This is a genomic window from Pseudomonadota bacterium, assembly GCA_038533575.1.
Lineage (GTDB): Bacteria > Pseudomonadota > Alphaproteobacteria > Rhodobacterales > Rhodobacteraceae > Shimia_B.
The window spans coordinates 1,187,878-1,202,283 of record JBCAYL010000001.1; the positions used below are offsets into that span (position 1 = coordinate 1,187,878).

The window sequence follows — 14,406 nt, forward strand, 5'->3', positions numbered from 1 at the left end:
GCTGAGTGCCACGCTTTTGCCAGAAAGGCCGCGCCGCATCAAATCACTGGCTGGTGTCACTGGCGGAGAAGTGCCCGCTCGACACGGTCCGTCTCGGCCCAGCTCTTGATCCCGTCGGCGAGCCCCCGGATGATCCGGCCACGCTTTTCGGGGCTCTGCAGCTCGAGCCGGTCGCGCTCGGAGCTCAGGAAGCCCACCTCCACGAGGACCGACGGCACATCCGCGCTCCGCAATACCGCGAAATCGGCCGCACGGCGGGGATTGGAATTGAGCCGCGCGCCGCGGCCCTCAAGGCCTTTCACGACGTCGTCCTGCAGCGTGCTGGAGCGTGGCCCGATATCGAGCCGCGCAAGATCGAGCAGGATCGTGGCGATCTCGTCGCCCTGCCCGCCAAGATCGACGCCCGCAAGGATATCCGCGCGGTTGTGGCGTTCGGCGAGGAGCGCAGAGGCCGCGTCGGTGGCCTCGTCTGCGAGGACATAGGCCGTGGCCCCCTCGGCATAGCCCTCCTCGAGCGCATCGGCATGAAGCGAGATAAAGGCATCGGCACCGAGTTGCCGCGCGAGCGCGGCGCGGGCGGGCAGGCTCGTGAAGACGTCTTCCGTCCGCGTGAGGTGCACCTCGAAGTCACCGGCGCGCCGCAGCGCATCGCGTAGCTCCCGCGCCATCATGAGCATGAGATCGGCCTCCTTCACCCCGCCCCGCTCCGCGCCGGGATCGACGCCGCCATGGCCGGGATCGATGACAACGACGACGGTGTCGTCAGGGGCCTCTGGCGCAGGCGCGCTGCGGGTGAGCGCCACGGCGCTCGCCGGGGCGCCCGAGGCCGCGCGGAAGGCCGCCTCCGAGCCGCGCTTCAGCTCCACCGTGAGCGTCGCCATGTCCGCGCCCTGCCGGAGCGCGCTGCCTTCGAGGAGAAACGGGTCCCCGAGCGAGACGACGAGGCCCGACCAGCCGGGCGCAAGCCCGCCGACCTCCACGGGCCCCGCATCGGTCGTCACAAGGCCCTCGGCGTCGAGGCCCGCCCAGGTGACATCGGAGAACTCCAGCACGAGCTGGTGCGGGTCGGCGAGGGTATAGACGCGGTAAGGGACGCCTTGGCTCAGGCCGAGCGTGAGCGTCAGGTTGCCCCTCGATTGTTCAAGCCGGGTCTCGTCCGGGAGCACGCGCGCCAACGCGCCGAGCTCTTGCCCCTGCACGGGCGTCGGGAGGGCTGCAAGGCCAGTCAGGTAAAGCACTCCAACTGGGCCAATAACCCCAGCCGGGCCGAGAAGCCCCGTTAGCCAAATGAAGATGAGTGCGACTGCGCGCATCCGCCTGCTCTTTGTTTTGCCCGACACCTACCAAAGTCGTGCACCTGCCGCCACTCACACGGCGCGGCGCGAGGCAAAAAAGCGCGTGAGCCGCGCGAGGCCCTCCTCGATATCTGCTGTCGCCCGCGCGTAGCTGAGGCGCAAGGTCCGCGCGCCGCGCACGGCGTCGAAATCGAGCCCCGGCGTCACCGCCACACCGGCCTCGGCGAGGATGTCCTGCGAGAGCTCAAGGCTGGTATAGGCGTCGCTGACGAAAGCGCTCACATCGAGATAGATGTAGAAGGCCCCGTCGGCGGGAGAGATGACTGGAAGCTCTGCCCGCGCGAGCCCGTCGAGCAAAAGCGCTCGGTTGGCGCGGTAGGTCTCGATATGGGCATCGAGCTCCTCGTGAGCGGTGAGCGCGCCGAGGGCGGCCACCTGGCTCGCCGCGGGCGGGCAGATGAACATGTTCTGCGCAAGCCGCTCCACCACACGCACGTGGGCCGCGGGCACGACCATCCAGCCAATGCGCCACCCCGTCATGGAGAAGTACTTCGAGAACGAGTTGATCACGTAGACCTCGTCCGTGACCTCGAGCGCGGAGACGGCGCGTCCCTCGTAGGTGAGCCCGTGGTAGATCTCGTCGGAGATGAAGGCGCACCCTTCGGCGGTGCAGGCCGCGCTCAGCTCCGCCAGCGCCTCGCTGGAGAGCATCGTTCCCGTGGGATTGGCCGGCGATGCGGCGATCAGGCCCTTGAGCCCCGTCACGTCCGAGGGCTGCGGCTGGAATCCGAATTGCGGCGCGCCGGGGATCGAGACCGCCTCGAGCGACATCGCCTTCAGGATCTGCCGGTAGGAGGGATAGCCCGGGGCAGCGAGACCCACCCGGTCACCCGCATCAAAGAGCGCAGAGAAGGCGAGAAGGAACGCGCCCGAGGCCCCTGCCGTCACCACGATCCGCTCCGCCGGGATCTCGAGCCCGTACCAGCGCCGGTAATGCGCCGAAATCCCTTCCCTGAGTTCAGGCATGCCAAGGGCTACCGTGTAGCCGAGGGGCCCGGTCTCCATCGCCTCCGCCACCGCGCGGCGCGCCGCCGCCGGGGCAGGTGTCGAGGGCTGGCCCACTTCCATGCGGATCACGTGGCGGCCGCTGGCCTCCGCGCGGCGCGCGGCCTCCATGACATCCATCACGATGAAGGCATCGACGGCGCTGCGGCTTGAGCTCTCCATGGCACTCCTCCTATGGTTCGCGCATGTCTACGCAGATGCCTGCCGCGTCAATGGTGCTTCCCGTCATTCGGATCCTCGCCGTTCTCGCCTGCCTCCTCGCGGCCCAGGCCGCGCAGGCCGTGAGCCTCCTGCGCGACGCGGGCATGGAGCGGTCGCTGCGCGAGCTCGCGCGCCCCGTGCTCGAGGCCGCCGGGCTTTCCACCGGGCGGGTCAAGATCCTCATCGTCGACGATGCGAGCCTCAATGCCTTCGTCATCAACGGTGATACCATCTATATCCATTCGGGTCTGCTCATGCGGCTCGGCCGCGCAGAACAGCTCCAGGCCGTCATCGCCCACGAGGCCGCCCATATCGCCAACGGCCATATCTCGCGCCGCATGGCCAATGCCCGCGCCGCGGGCCGGGCCTCTGCGCTTGGTATGCTGCTCGCAGGCGCCGCCGCTGCTGCCGGGGCCGACGGACGCGCCGTCGCGGGCATCGCCATCGGCTCCAGCGGCTCGGCGCAGCGGCTCTTCTTCAGCCACACCCGCGCCGAGGAAGCCTCCGCCGATCAATCCGCCATCCGCTACATGCTGCGCGCCGGGATCGACACCCGTGGCAAGCTCGAACTGATCGACATCTTTCGCGGGCAGGAGGCGCTCTCCGCCGGGCGACAGGACCCCTATAACCGAACCCACCCGCTCACCAGCGACCGCTACCGCGCCATCCAGGCCCTCGTGGGCGCGAGCGCGAGCGGCGCGGCACCCGCCGATGGCACCGCCGCATACTACTTCGCCCGCGCCCAGGGCGTGCTGAGCGCGTTCAAGAGGGCACCGGGCTGGACGCTCCGGCGCGCCACAGGCAGCAGCGACGTGGACATGATGCGCCGCGCCGTGGCCCATCACCGACAAGCCGATACCGGCCGCGCCACCGCGGAGATCGCGCGCGTCGTGGCCGCGCGCCCGAACGATCCCTATTACCGGGACCTGCAGGGCCAGATCCTGCTCGAAAGCCGGCAGGTGGGCGCCGCCGTGGACGCCTATGCGCGGGCCGTGAACCTCGCACCGAACGATCCCCTGATCCTCGGTGCCTACGGCCGTGCCCTCCTCGCGCAGGACACCGCGGGCTCCAACGCCCGCGCCCTCGACGTGCTCATCCGCGCCCGCGGCCGTGACGCCCAGGATGCCCGCATCCTGCGGGACCTTGGTCTGGCCTATGCCCGCGCGGGCAATCCCGGCATGGCCGCTCTTTCGGGCGCCGAACGTCTCGCCCTACGCGGCTCCATCGGCGAGGCCGCCACCCTCGCCCGCCGCGCCGCTGGACTTTTGCCCACGGGCTCCACAGGGTGGCAGCGCGCCCAAGACATCATCCGAACAGCGGAGCTTTCACGTTGATCCAGACCCGACCGATCCTCGCCGCCCTCCTCCTCGCAGGCGGCCTCGCCACGCAGGCCCCAGCGCTTGACGTCTCCGGCATGACAGAGACCGAGCGGGAAGCCTTCCGGGCCGAGATACGCGCCTATCTGCTGGAGAACCCGGAGGTTCTCATGGAGGCCATCGAGGTGCTGGAGAGCCGCGAGGCGGTGACGCAGGCCAACACAGACGCGGCCCTCGTAAAGGCCAATTACGACGCGCTCGTGCGCGACGAAAATTCATGGGTGGGCGGCAATCCCGACGGCGACATCACCATCATCGAGTTCCTCGATTACCGCTGCGGGTTCTGCAAGCGCGCCTTCCCGGAGGTCGAGGAGCTCGTGTCCTCCGATGGCAATATCCGCCTCATCGTGAAGGAATTCCCGATCCTCGGGCCGCAATCCGTCCTCGCCTCGCGCTTTGCGATCGCCGCGAAGATGCTGGAGGGAGACGATGCCTACAAGGCCGTCCATGACGCGCTCATCGGCTTTCGTGGCCCGATCAGCGAGGCGACCCTGGCCACCGTCGCCGTGGATCTCGGCTTCGAGCCCGCGCCCGTTCTGGCCAAGATGACTGCGCCGGAGGTCGACGAAGTCATCGCCGACAACCGCGCGCTTGCGCAGGCCATGCAGATCACCGGCACGCCGACATTCGTGATCGGAGGTCAGATGCTGCGGGGATTTCTGCCGCTCGAGGGCATGCAGGCCCTCGTGGCAGAAGAACGCGGCTGAGCCGATCCTAGAGGCTAGAGGCCGAGCTCTTCAGCAGACACGAGCGGATAGGCCTCTTTGATAGCCTCCGGCGTCACCGCCACGTTGCGCGCCGTGGAGGAGCCGGGGCCGGCCGGGCCGAAATAGAGCTCCCCCACCTGGAAGTAGAGCGCGCCGGAATTGCCCGCACGCAGCGTTGCATCGCCCATATCGATGGGCAGCTCTTCCGTGCCGCCTGGCGGGATGATGCCCTCGAACCGCACGGTGCCCGCGCCGTCACGCACGCGCACCCAGCTGTCGTCCACCGCGACGAGAGAGACGGTCATTTCGCTCAGATCAGGCAGGACCGCCGAGGCCGCGGTGGGCTTCGGCAGGACGTCTGGCGATCCAAGCTCCGCGAGGAGCTCGAAGAGCGCGCTGTCGGAGAGCGGGTTCGCCGGAGCGTAGGCCGCGCTGAGATCGGTGGAAGCGAGCTCGATATCGTCGATGGCGCCAGAGCCCTGCCCCGCGGGGCCCACAAGAGTCCCGTTCACGCGGAAATAGAGCGCGCCCGCATTGCCCGCGCGCAGGACCGGTGTCTCTTCCGTGACGGGCACGGCGTACTCTTCGCCCGGGGCAAGCACCTTCTCGAAGACGACGGAGCGGCCCGGCGTCTGCACGCGCACCCAGGTGGGCAGCGTGGCGACGAGCGTGATCTCGGGGGCGTCGCCCTCGGTGACCATGATGCTCGGCGCGCGGTCGGCATCGGGGACCGCGTCGATGCGGGGCCCGGCGGCGAAAAGGCCGTTGGCATTGGGATCGAGGGAGGCGATGGGCGCGTCGCGCGCCACCATGACAGGCACATCGAGCGCGGCCGGGCGGTAGAGCCGCTCCAGCGCATCGGCCGAAGGGGCCGCAGCCGTGGGCACGCCGCCGCTGGCCAGATCGCTCGTGAGATCGGAGGCGCCGAAGCCCACGTCGAGCCCGCCGGTGAAATCGCCCAGATCGGCGACGACGTCAGGGGCCTGCTCCACGGGGACGAGATCCACGCGCTGCACTTCCTGCAGGATCGCGAAGCCGCCGTAGCCAAGGCCCGCCACGAGCGCGAGAAGCACGAGCGAGGACCCGATGGCACGGGGCTCGACGTTGCTCAGGAAGCTGTCGGCCACGGGCTGAAACGGCACGGAGGGCGCGGCGAGCGCCTCTGCGGCCGGGCGGCCCGTCACGCGCTCCTCGCGGCCCTTGCGGGCGGGGAGCGCCTCGGCGGACATGCCGTGGGCGGTGGTGAAGCCGCTCTCTTCGGAAAACCGTGCGAAGGCCCATTCCGGATCCATGTTGAGATAGCGCGCATAGGAGCGCACGAAGCCCGCGATGAAGCCGGGCGTCTCGAAGGCGGAGGGATCGCAATTCTCGATCGCGGCCACGTAGGAGGCCTTGATCTTCAGTTCGCGCTGCACGTCAAGGAGGGACTTGCCCATCGTCGCACGCTCACCGCGCATCATGTCCCCGAGCTTGAGCTCGAAGTCATCGAAGCCGCGCGGCTGGTCTTCGGCTTCGGGAGCCGTCGGCTGCGACCAACGTCCCATCATGATGAAACTGCTGCCTGCACGTTCATCGGTTGCCCTTGTCCCCAAACAAGCAGCGCGTCTCGATTCGGGCGCTGCCTAGCGTTGAAAAGTGCCTACCACTAAATGGTTAGGATTGCACGAATGACGCTACCGTTAGCCCGCCAATTGGGCACGATTTAGCTCACAACGTGCCCAAAGACTGTCCATCGCGGTCACGAGGTGATCGCAGGCCGCGGCATCATGGACAGGCGACGGTGTGAAGCGCAGGCGCTCCGTCCCCCGGGGGACCGTGGGGAAATTGATCGGTTGGACATAGATCCCGAACTGCTCGAGCAGCATGTCCGAGATCATCTTGCACTTCACAGGGTCGCCCACATGCACGGGCACGATGTGCGAGCCGTGATCGATGATCGGAAGCCCGAGCCCTTTCAGGCGGAGCTTGATCGAAGCCGCCTTGGCCTGGTGCGCCGCACGCCGTCCGGCATCTTCCTTCAGGTGCCGCACGGAGGTCGCCGCTCCGGCCGCGATCGCCGGGGCAAGCGAGGTCGTGAAGATGAAGCCCGGCGCATAGGAGCGGATTGCATCCACCATGCGCTCGGAGGCGGCGATGTAGCCGCCCATGACGCCATAGGCCTTGGCCAATGTCCCGTTGATGATGTCGAGCCGGTCAAGGAGCCCGTCACGCTCGGCCACGCCGCCGCCGCGGGGGCCGTACATACCCACGGCATGGACCTCGTCGATATAGGTCATCGCGCCAAACTCGTCGGCGGCGTCGCAGATCTCCTCGATCCGACCGAAATCGCCGTCCATGGAATAGACGCTCTCGAAGGCCACGAGCTTTGGCGCGGCCGGGTCATCGGCGGCCATGAGCTCGCGCAAATGAGCGACGTCGTTGTGCCGGAAGATGCGCTTGGCCCCGCCATTGCGGCGCACGCCCTCGATCATGGAGGCGTGGTTCAGCGCGTCCGAGTATATGATGAGCCCGGGGAAGAGCCTGGGCAGCGTGGAAAGCGTCGCGTCATTGGCGATGTAGGCGGAGGTGAAGAGCAGTGCCGCGGGCTTGCCGTGCAGGTCGGCGAGCTCGGCCTCGAGCTCCTTGTGATAGACCGTCGTGCCCGAGATGTTGCGCGTCCCGCCGGAGCCCGCGCCCGTGGCGTCGAGCGCGGCGTGCATCGCCGCGATCACCTTGGGATGCTCGCCCATGCCGAGATAGTCGTTGCCGCACCAGACCGTGATCGGCACCTGCGCGCCGCAGGGCTTCGTCCACGTGGCATTGGGGTAGTTGCCTTGCGTCCGCTCGATATCGATGAAGGTGCGGTAGCGGCCTTCGTCGTGAAGGCGTGCAAGCGCTCTGGCGAGATGGGCTTCTGTGTCCAAGAGACGAGACCTTTCTGGCTTTCAACGGATATATGCCGCTTTTTGGAATGGTTCCAAGTTCCAAATTGCCGCGCATTCTGCCTTGATTTGGATCAAGGCCCTCGACACTTTCTGCCCAGCCTCTAGCGTCCCCGGGACGAAGAAAGAGAGGCTCCCATGATCGACCCCGTCCTGTCGCGCATCGACGCAGACCTGCCCGCCGCCACCGAGCGCCTCATGGAGCTTCTGCGCATCCCGTCGATCTCCACGGACCCGGCCTACAAGTCGCAGTGTGATCTCGCCGCCGATTGGCTGGTGGCCGATCTCGAGACCCTGGGCTTCTCGGCCTCAAAGCGCCCCACGCCCGGCCACCCCATGGTGGTGGCCCATGGCGAGGGGCCCGCGGATGGGCCCCACGTTCTGTTCTATGGCCATTACGACGTGCAGCCGGTGGACCCGCTTCACCTCTGGGATCGCGACCCGTTCGACCCCGCTATCGAAGAGACCGCCAAGGGCCGCGTGATCCGTGCCCGTGGGGCCGCGGACGACAAGGGCCAGCTCATGACCTTCGTTGAGGCGTGCCGCGCCTGGAAGGCCGTCCACGGCTCCCTGCCCTGCAAGATCACAATCTTCTTCGAGGGTGAGGAGGAATCAGGCTCCCCCTCCCTCGTGCCCTTCATGGAAGAAAACGCAGCCGAGCTCACAGCGGATATCGCGCTCATCTGCGACACCGGCATGTTCGAGGACACGACCCCTGCCATAATCACCCAGCTGCGCGGGCTGCTCGGGGAAGAGCTCACCATCACGGGGCCCACGAAGGATCTGCATTCCGGCATGTATGGCGGCGCGGCGATGAACCCGATCCGCGTGCTCACGCGCATCCTCGCCAGCCTCCATGACGAAACCGGCCGCATCACGATCCCCGATTTCTACCAGGGCGTTCCGGAGTTACCCGGCCAGCTCAAGGGACAGTGGGACGCGCTCGGCTTTGACGCGGCGGGCTTCCTCGGCGATGTGGGGCTCTCGGAGCCCGCCGGCGAGGCGGGCCGCAGCGTCCTCGAGATGCTCTGGTCGCGCCCCACCTGCGAGGTGAACGGGATCTGGGGCGGCTATACCGGCGACGGCTTCAAGACGGTCCTGCCATCCGAGGCCCATGCGAAAGTCAGCTTCCGTCTCGTGGGCACGCAGGATCCGCACGCCATCCGCAGGAACTTCCGCGCCATGGTGGAGGCCGCCCTGCCCGCCGATTGCTCGGTCAGCTGGAAGGAGCACGGCACCGGCCCGGCGAGCCAGATGGCCATCGACCACCCGGCCTTCGAGGCCGCGCGCGGCGCGCTCAGCGCGGAATGGTCGGTGCCCGCCGCCTATATAGGCGGCGGCGGGTCGATCCCCATCGCGGGGCATTTCAAGGAGGTCCTCGGGATGGACGCGATGCTCGTGGGCTTTGGCCGCGACGACGACCAGATCCACAGCCCCAACGAGAAATACGACCTCGAGAGCTTTCACAGGGGCACCCGCAGCTGGGCCCGCATCCTCGCCGAGATGACGCGCTAATGGGACGGAGGGCGCGCTGGCACGGGCCCGTGCCCAGTCGGCGCTCGGTGCACCGGTGATGCATGGCCGAATTAAGCCATGGGCCAATCGTGATGACGGCGTTCTGAATGGAAGTGGGTTCTGCGGGGAAGTGGCGCGGTTGACGGGGCTCGAACCCGCGACCCCCGGCGTGACAGGCCGGTACTCTAACCAACTGAGCTACAACCGCGCGTGGGGTGCGGATTAGGCTTTGCGTCAGGGGGCGTCAAGCACGTTTGTCACCGCTTGCTCGAATTTCATCCGCGCCCTCGCGTGACCCGCAACAATCGCCCCGTCAGGCGGCAGATCACCGCTTTTCCGGCAACGGGATATGCTCCTGATCATCGCCGGGCGGCAGCTGGAAACGTCCATGTTCCCAGTCACCTGCGCGCCATGCTTCCTTTGCGTGTTCGATGCGTTCCTTGGAGGAGGCCACGAAATTCCACCAGATGTATCGGGGGCCTTCGAGCGTCTCTCCGCCCAGGAGCATGACCCGCGCGCCGGTCTCCAGAGCCGTCAGGCTCACCGGATCGCCGGGCCGGAAGACCATCATCTGTCCTTTCTCGAAGCGCTGCCCGGCCACGTCGATCGCGCCGTCGACAACGTAGACCCCACGATCCTCGTGGTCGTCGGGCATCGGCAGCTTCGCTCCCGCCTCGAGCACCGCATCGGCATAAAACATCTCCGACGCCGTCTTCACCGGCGCCCGTTCCCCATAGGCCGTCCCGAGGATGAGACGCACCACTTTGCCCTCGCCCTCCATCTCGGGCAGATCGGCCTTTGCAGCATGGACGAAATCGGCCCCGCGGTCCTCGTGATCCTTGGGCAGCGCCACCCAGGTCTGGATGCCAAAGAGGCTGTGCGGCTTCTTGCGGACCTCCCCGTCGGTCCGCTCCGAATGCGTGATCCCGTGACCGGCGACCATCCAATTCACCGCGCCCGGCTCGATCCATTGATCGGTCCCGAGACTGTCACGGTGGTGGATGGTACCCCTGTAGAGGTAGGTCACAGTGGCGAGGCCGATATGAGGATGCGGGCGCACGTCCATGCCCTGCCCCGTCACGAACTCCGCAGGCCCCATCTGATCGAAGAAAATGAAGGGGCCGACCATCTGCCGCTTGGGCGCGGGCAAGGCACGGCGCACCTCGAAATCGCCGATGTCTCGGGCGCGCGGCACGATGACCGTATCGATGGCATCGATCTCGGTGCCCGTGGGGCAATGCGGATCGAGGGCGGGGTTCCAGGACATGGGCGTCTCCTTCCTAGCTCAATTGTACGGTAGCGCGATGGAAGCGCGCACAAAACGCCCTGAACAGATGAGCTATCGTGCGCCAGCGCGCAGAGCTCGGGATGTCGCCAAAGGTGGGGTGTGGTGGGTGGTGAGGGGCTCGAACCCCCGACATTTTCGGTGTAAACGAAACGCTCTACCAGCTGAGCTAACCACCCGTGCCGCGGCTTTTGCGACAGCTCACGGCGAAGCGCAAGGGTTCAGCGCGCGTCTCTCAGCTCCTGATGCGTCCCGTCCTTGAGATGAAAGACATTCCCTTGCCCGCCCGGCAGCTCGGAGAGCCTGTCCCGCCCCTGCCCGAGATGAAGCGCGCGCAGCATCCGGCTCGTGATCCCGTGAGTGACAAGAACAGCGGGCCCTTCAAGACTGTCGAGGAACGCGCGGCAACGCTCTTCCAGTCGCGCGAGCCCCTCGCCGCCCGGTGCCGCTTCGTAGAGCTCCATCGTCTCCCCCGAGGGCATCGCCGGATCATAGAGGACACCGAGCTCATCCCTGAGCTTTCCGGACCACGCGCCGACGTCGATCTCCCTGAGCCTGTCATCGGTTTCGATGCGGGCCATGAGCGGCGCGACGGCGATCCCCGCCGTCTCGATCGCACGACCGAGCGGAGAGGCGAATGCCCTGAAGCCTGCAAGATCGCACCTCGCCAGGATACACCCCTGCGCCGCCGCCTGTTCACGCCCGAGCGCGGTCAACGATGAATTGAGCGACCCCTGCAGACGCCCTTCGGCATTCCACGTCGTCTGACCGTGCCGAAGGACGAAGATCTCTGGATAGGAAGACGCGACCATCAAGAGGATCGCGGATACGGATTCGGGTGGGCGGGTGCGAGGGGCGCAGCCACGAGCGCCCGAACCGCCCGACCATCACCTGAAAGGGGGAGTGGTGGGTGATAAGAGATTTGAACTCCTGACATCTTCGATGTGAACGAAGCGCTCTACCACTGAGCTAATCACCCGCAGGGCCATGCCTGTGGCGCGGGAGATAGCCTTACTCTGCAGCCTTCGCAAGGGGGGCCTTCGGCGGTTTTGCGGCAGGCTTCTTGCGGCGAACCCGGCAGGTATAGACCGTGGCGTTCCCGAGGTCCTTTTTCTTCTGGATCTTCATTTTGCCGAGCGGCTCGAGATTGACCGCCTCTCCCTTTTCGAGCGCTTCGCCGAGGAGGGCGAGCGCTGCTTCCACGGCGGCCTTGGCTTGCGGTTTCTTTAGGCCCGACAGCTTCGCCACCCGCTCGAGGAACTCTTTCTTCTTGAGCTCCCGATCCACCACGGGCGGCACATTGGCCTTCGGTGCCGTGACCCCCTGAGCCGCGGGCTTGGGGGCCGATGCGGCCTTCGCCGGTGTCGCGGTCTTACGCGGCGTGGCGGCCTTCGTCGTGGTCCGGGAGGCGGTCTTCGCGGGCGCCTTCGTCGCGGTGGACTTGGTCGATGTGGTCTTGCGGGTCGGTTTGGCTGCCATGATCTGCTCTCCTTTTTGCGCACAAGATATCGAATTTGCCCGTGACCTGAACCCAAAATGTTCGCCAAGCAGTGAATTCGCGGAAGAAAGCGCAACGAAAAAGGCCGCGACGGATGCCGCGGCCCTCTCTTCAGTCAGCTGAGGAGGCTCAGTGCGCGACGGCGCCTCCGGCCCCGTCATTGCGCTCCGCGGCCAGAGCAGCGGCCGCGGCCTCCTCGGCGGCCTCGTCCCATTCGATGGGCTCGGGCACGTCCGTGAGGACCTGCGCCAGCACATCGGACACGTGGCTCACGGGGATGATCTTGAGCCCCTCTTTCACGTTGTCCGGGATCTCGGCCATGTCCTTCTCATTCTCCTCGGGGATGAAGACCGTGGTGATCCCGCCGCGAAGCGCGGCTAGAAGCTTTTCCTTCAAGCCTCCGATGGGCATGGCGTTCCCGCGGAGCGAGACCTCGCCCGTCATGGCGATATCCTTTTTCACCGGGATACCCGTGAGGACGGACACGATGGAGGTCACCATGGCGAGACCCGCCGAGGGGCCATCCTTCGGCGTGGCCCCGTCGGGCACGTGCACGTGGATGTCCATCGTGTCGAACTTCGTCGGTTTTACGCCGATTTCGGGCGCCACGGAGCGGACATAGGACGCGGCCGCGTCGATCGACTCCTTCATCACATCGCCAAGCTTGCCGGTGGTCTTCATCCGGCCTTTCCCGGGGAGCTTCAGCGCCTCGATATGGAGCAGATCGCCGCCCACGGAGGTGTAGGCGAGGCCGGTCACAACGCCCACCTGGTCTTCCTGTTCGGCGAGGCCGTAGCGGAATTTCTTCACCCCGAGGAATTCGTCGAGGTTCTCCGGCGTCACCACCACCTCGTCGGCTTCCTTCTTCACGAGCTTTGTGACCGCTTTCCGGGCAAGCTTGCCGATCTCGCGCTCGAGGTTCCGGACACCGGCCTCACGCGTGTAGGTCCGCACGATCTCCTGCAGCGCATCGGGCTCCAGCGTGAACTCGCCCTTCTTGAGGCCGTGGTTCTTGATCTGCTTGGGGATCAGGTGACGGTGGGCGATCTCGGCCTTCTCGTCCTCCGTGTAGCCCGCCAGCGGGATGATCTCCATCCGGTCAAGGAGCGGCCCCGGCATGTTGTAGGAGTTCGAGGTTGTCAGGAACATCACGTCAGACAGGTCGTATTCCACCTCCAGATAGTGATCGACGAAGGTCGAGTTCTGCTCGGGATCGAGCACCTCGAGCATGGCCGACGCCGGGTCGCCCCGGAAATCCTGCCCCATCTTGTCGATCTCATCGAGCAGAATGAGCGGGTTCGTCGTCTTCGCCTTCTTCAGCGCCTGGATGATCTTGCCGGGCATGGAGCCGATATAGGTGCGGCGGTGGCCGCGGATTTCGCTCTCATCGCGCACGCCGCCCAGCGAGATGCGAATGAACTCGCGCCCCGTGGCCTTGGCGACCGACTTGCCCAGCGAGGTCTTACCCACGCCCGGCGGGCCGACGAGGCACATAATCGGCCCCTTCAGCTTCTTGGAGCGCTGCTGCACGGCGAGGTATTCGACGATCCGCTCTTTGACCTTGTCCAAGCCGTAGTGATCGTCATCGAGGACCTTCTGCGCGCGGCCTAGATCCTTCTTCACCCGCGAGCGTGTCCCCCACGGGATCGACAGCATCCAGTCGAGGTAGTTGCGGACCACGGTGGCCTCGGCGCTCATGGGCGACATGTTCTTGAGCTTCTTCAGCTCGGCTTCCGCCTTCTCGGCGGCCTCTTTCGACAGCTTGGTCTTGGCGATCCGCTCTTCGAGCTCGGCCACTTCGCCCGCGCCATCCTCGCCATCGCCGAGCTCCTTCTGAATGGCCTTCATCTGCTCATTCAGGTAATACTCGCGCTGCGTGCGCTCCATTTGGGATTTGACGCGCGTCTTGATCTTCTTCTCGACCTGCAGAACGCTCATCTCGCCCTGCATGAGGCCGTAGACCTTCTCGAGGCGCTCGCTCACGGAGAGCGTCTCCAGAAGCTCCTGCTTCTGCTGGACCTCGATCCCGAGGTGACCGGAAACAAGATCGGCGAGCTTCGCCGGCTCGCGCGTGTCGGCCACGGCGGTCAGGGCCTCCTCGGGGACGTTCTTTTTCACCTTGGCGTAGCGCTCGAATTCCTTGGCCACGGAGCGCACCAGCGCTTCCACGGCGTCGCCATCCCCAGGCATCTCGGTGAGATACTCGGCGGAGGCCTCGAAATAATCCTCGTTCTCCAGATAGCTGTCGATGCGCACCCGGGCCTTGCCCTCCACGAGGACCTTCACGGTGCCGTCGGGGAGCTTGAGAAGCTGGAGCACGTTGGCCAGCACGCCGGCCTTGTAGATGCCGTCGGTGTCGGGCTCGTCATCGGCCGGATCAACCTGAGAGGAGAGCAGGATCTGCTTGTCGTCGCGCATGACGGCTTCGAGCGCGCGGACGGATTTGTCGCGTCCGACGAAGAGCGGCACGATCATGTGCGGGAAGACCACGATGTCGCGCAACGGCAAGACCGGGTAGGAAGCGGCGAGAGGCTCTTGCATGA

At 66.4% G+C, this 14,406-nt stretch carries 11 protein-coding genes and 3 tRNA genes; 3 read left to right on the forward strand and 11 right to left on the reverse strand.

From position 1 onward, the window contains the following. Positions 1–56: 56 nt before the first annotated feature. Both AAFM92_06045 and AAFM92_06050 read right to left on the reverse strand, forming a co-directional pair. Positions 57–1,313: an N-acetylmuramoyl-L-alanine amidase gene (locus AAFM92_06045; GenBank protein MEL7299930.1), complete on the reverse strand. Its 1,257-nt coding sequence runs from the start codon at positions 1,311–1,313 to the stop codon at positions 57–59. A gap of 54 nt (positions 1,314–1,367) precedes the next feature. Next, on the reverse strand, positions 1,368–2,522 hold the full coding sequence (locus tag AAFM92_06050) for an aminotransferase class I/II-fold pyridoxal phosphate-dependent enzyme (GenBank protein ID MEL7299931.1): 1,155 nt from the start codon (positions 2,520–2,522) through the stop codon (positions 1,368–1,370). Between the two features lie 23 nt (positions 2,523–2,545). Here AAFM92_06050 and AAFM92_06055 point away from each other — a divergent pair, with 23 nt between their 5' ends. Together AAFM92_06055 and AAFM92_06060 are read left to right on the forward strand one after the other, a co-directional pair. Next, positions 2,546–3,895, forward strand: a complete 1,350-nt coding sequence (locus tag AAFM92_06055; protein MEL7299932.1) for a M48 family metalloprotease — start codon at positions 2,546–2,548, stop codon at positions 3,893–3,895. Continuing rightward, a complete protein-coding gene (locus tag AAFM92_06060; GenBank protein ID MEL7299933.1) occupies positions 3,892–4,644 on the forward strand; it encodes a DsbA family protein in 753 nt (250 codons plus the stop codon). The genes AAFM92_06055 and AAFM92_06060 overlap by 4 nt, the downstream gene beginning before the upstream one ends. A gap of 14 nt (positions 4,645–4,658) precedes the next feature. Here the strand turns inward: AAFM92_06060 and AAFM92_06065 are convergent, their stop codons facing one another. Both AAFM92_06065 and hemA read right to left on the reverse strand, forming a co-directional pair. After that, complete coding sequence (locus AAFM92_06065) at positions 4,659–6,188, reverse strand: RodZ domain-containing protein (GenBank protein ID MEL7299934.1); 1,530 nt, start codon at positions 6,186–6,188, stop codon at positions 4,659–4,661. A gap of 135 nt (positions 6,189–6,323) precedes the next feature. Continuing rightward, a complete protein-coding gene (gene hemA, locus AAFM92_06070; protein MEL7299935.1) occupies positions 6,324–7,547 on the reverse strand; it encodes a 5-aminolevulinate synthase in 1,224 nt (407 codons plus the stop codon). Positions 7,548–7,703: 156 nt separating this feature from the next. Between hemA and AAFM92_06075 the strand changes: the two genes are divergently transcribed. Then, on the forward strand, positions 7,704–9,080 hold the full coding sequence (locus tag AAFM92_06075; GenBank protein MEL7299936.1) for a M20/M25/M40 family metallo-hydrolase: 1,377 nt from the start codon (positions 7,704–7,706) through the stop codon (positions 9,078–9,080). 131 nt (positions 9,081–9,211) lie between these two features. Here AAFM92_06075 and AAFM92_06080 read toward each other — a convergent pair. The 7 genes from AAFM92_06080 to lon all read right to left on the reverse strand — a co-directional run bounded on the left by AAFM92_06080 (position 9,212) and on the right by lon (position 14,404). After that, positions 9,212–9,288: transfer RNA gene (locus tag AAFM92_06080), tRNA-Asp, on the reverse strand. Positions 9,289–9,405: 117 nt separating this feature from the next. Then, positions 9,406–10,347, reverse strand: coding sequence for a pirin family protein (locus tag AAFM92_06085; GenBank protein MEL7299937.1), 942 nt, complete (start codon positions 10,345–10,347; stop codon positions 9,406–9,408). A gap of 121 nt (positions 10,348–10,468) precedes the next feature. Continuing rightward, positions 10,469–10,544, reverse strand: a tRNA-Val gene (locus AAFM92_06090). 42 nt (positions 10,545–10,586) lie between these two features. Next, positions 10,587–11,177, reverse strand: coding sequence for a histidine phosphatase family protein (locus AAFM92_06095; protein ID MEL7299938.1), 591 nt, complete (start codon positions 11,175–11,177; stop codon positions 10,587–10,589). A gap of 92 nt (positions 11,178–11,269) precedes the next feature. Continuing rightward, positions 11,270–11,344, reverse strand: a tRNA-Val gene (locus AAFM92_06100). Positions 11,345–11,376: 32 nt separating this feature from the next. After that, positions 11,377–11,844: an HU family DNA-binding protein gene (locus AAFM92_06105; protein ID MEL7299939.1), complete on the reverse strand. Its 468-nt coding sequence runs from the start codon at positions 11,842–11,844 to the stop codon at positions 11,377–11,379. A gap of 148 nt (positions 11,845–11,992) precedes the next feature. Continuing rightward, positions 11,993–14,404: an endopeptidase La gene (gene lon / locus AAFM92_06110; GenBank protein MEL7299940.1), complete on the reverse strand. Its 2,412-nt coding sequence runs from the start codon at positions 14,402–14,404 to the stop codon at positions 11,993–11,995. Positions 14,405–14,406 lie beyond the last annotated feature (2 nt).

Bases quoted from the DNA above. Each gene is read 5' to 3' on its own strand.
- AAFM92_06085 (MEL7299937.1), bottom strand. From the start codon at position 10,347: ATGTCCTGGAACCCCGCCCTCGATCCGCATTGCCCCACGGGCACCGAG.
- AAFM92_06055 (MEL7299932.1), top strand. From the start codon at position 2,546: ATGTCTACGCAGATGCCTGCCGCGTCAATGGTGCTTCCCGTCATTCGG.
- AAFM92_06045 (MEL7299930.1), bottom strand. From the start codon at position 1,313: ATGCGCGCAGTCGCACTCATCTTCATTTGGCTAACGGGGCTTCTCGGC.
- AAFM92_06065 (MEL7299934.1), bottom strand. From the start codon at position 6,188: ATGGGACGTTGGTCGCAGCCGACGGCTCCCGAAGCCGAAGACCAGCCG.
- AAFM92_06095 (MEL7299938.1), bottom strand. From the start codon at position 11,177: ATGGTCGCGTCTTCCTATCCAGAGATCTTCGTCCTTCGGCACGGTCAG.
- lon (MEL7299940.1), bottom strand. From the start codon at position 14,404: ATGCAAGAGCCTCTCGCCGCTTCCTACCCGGTCTTGCCGTTGCGCGAC.
- AAFM92_06075 (MEL7299936.1), top strand. From the start codon at position 7,704: ATGATCGACCCCGTCCTGTCGCGCATCGACGCAGACCTGCCCGCCGCC.
- AAFM92_06050 (MEL7299931.1), bottom strand. From the start codon at position 2,522: ATGGAGAGCTCAAGCCGCAGCGCCGTCGATGCCTTCATCGTGATGGAT.
- AAFM92_06105 (MEL7299939.1), bottom strand. From the start codon at position 11,844: ATGGCAGCCAAACCGACCCGCAAGACCACATCGACCAAGTCCACCGCG.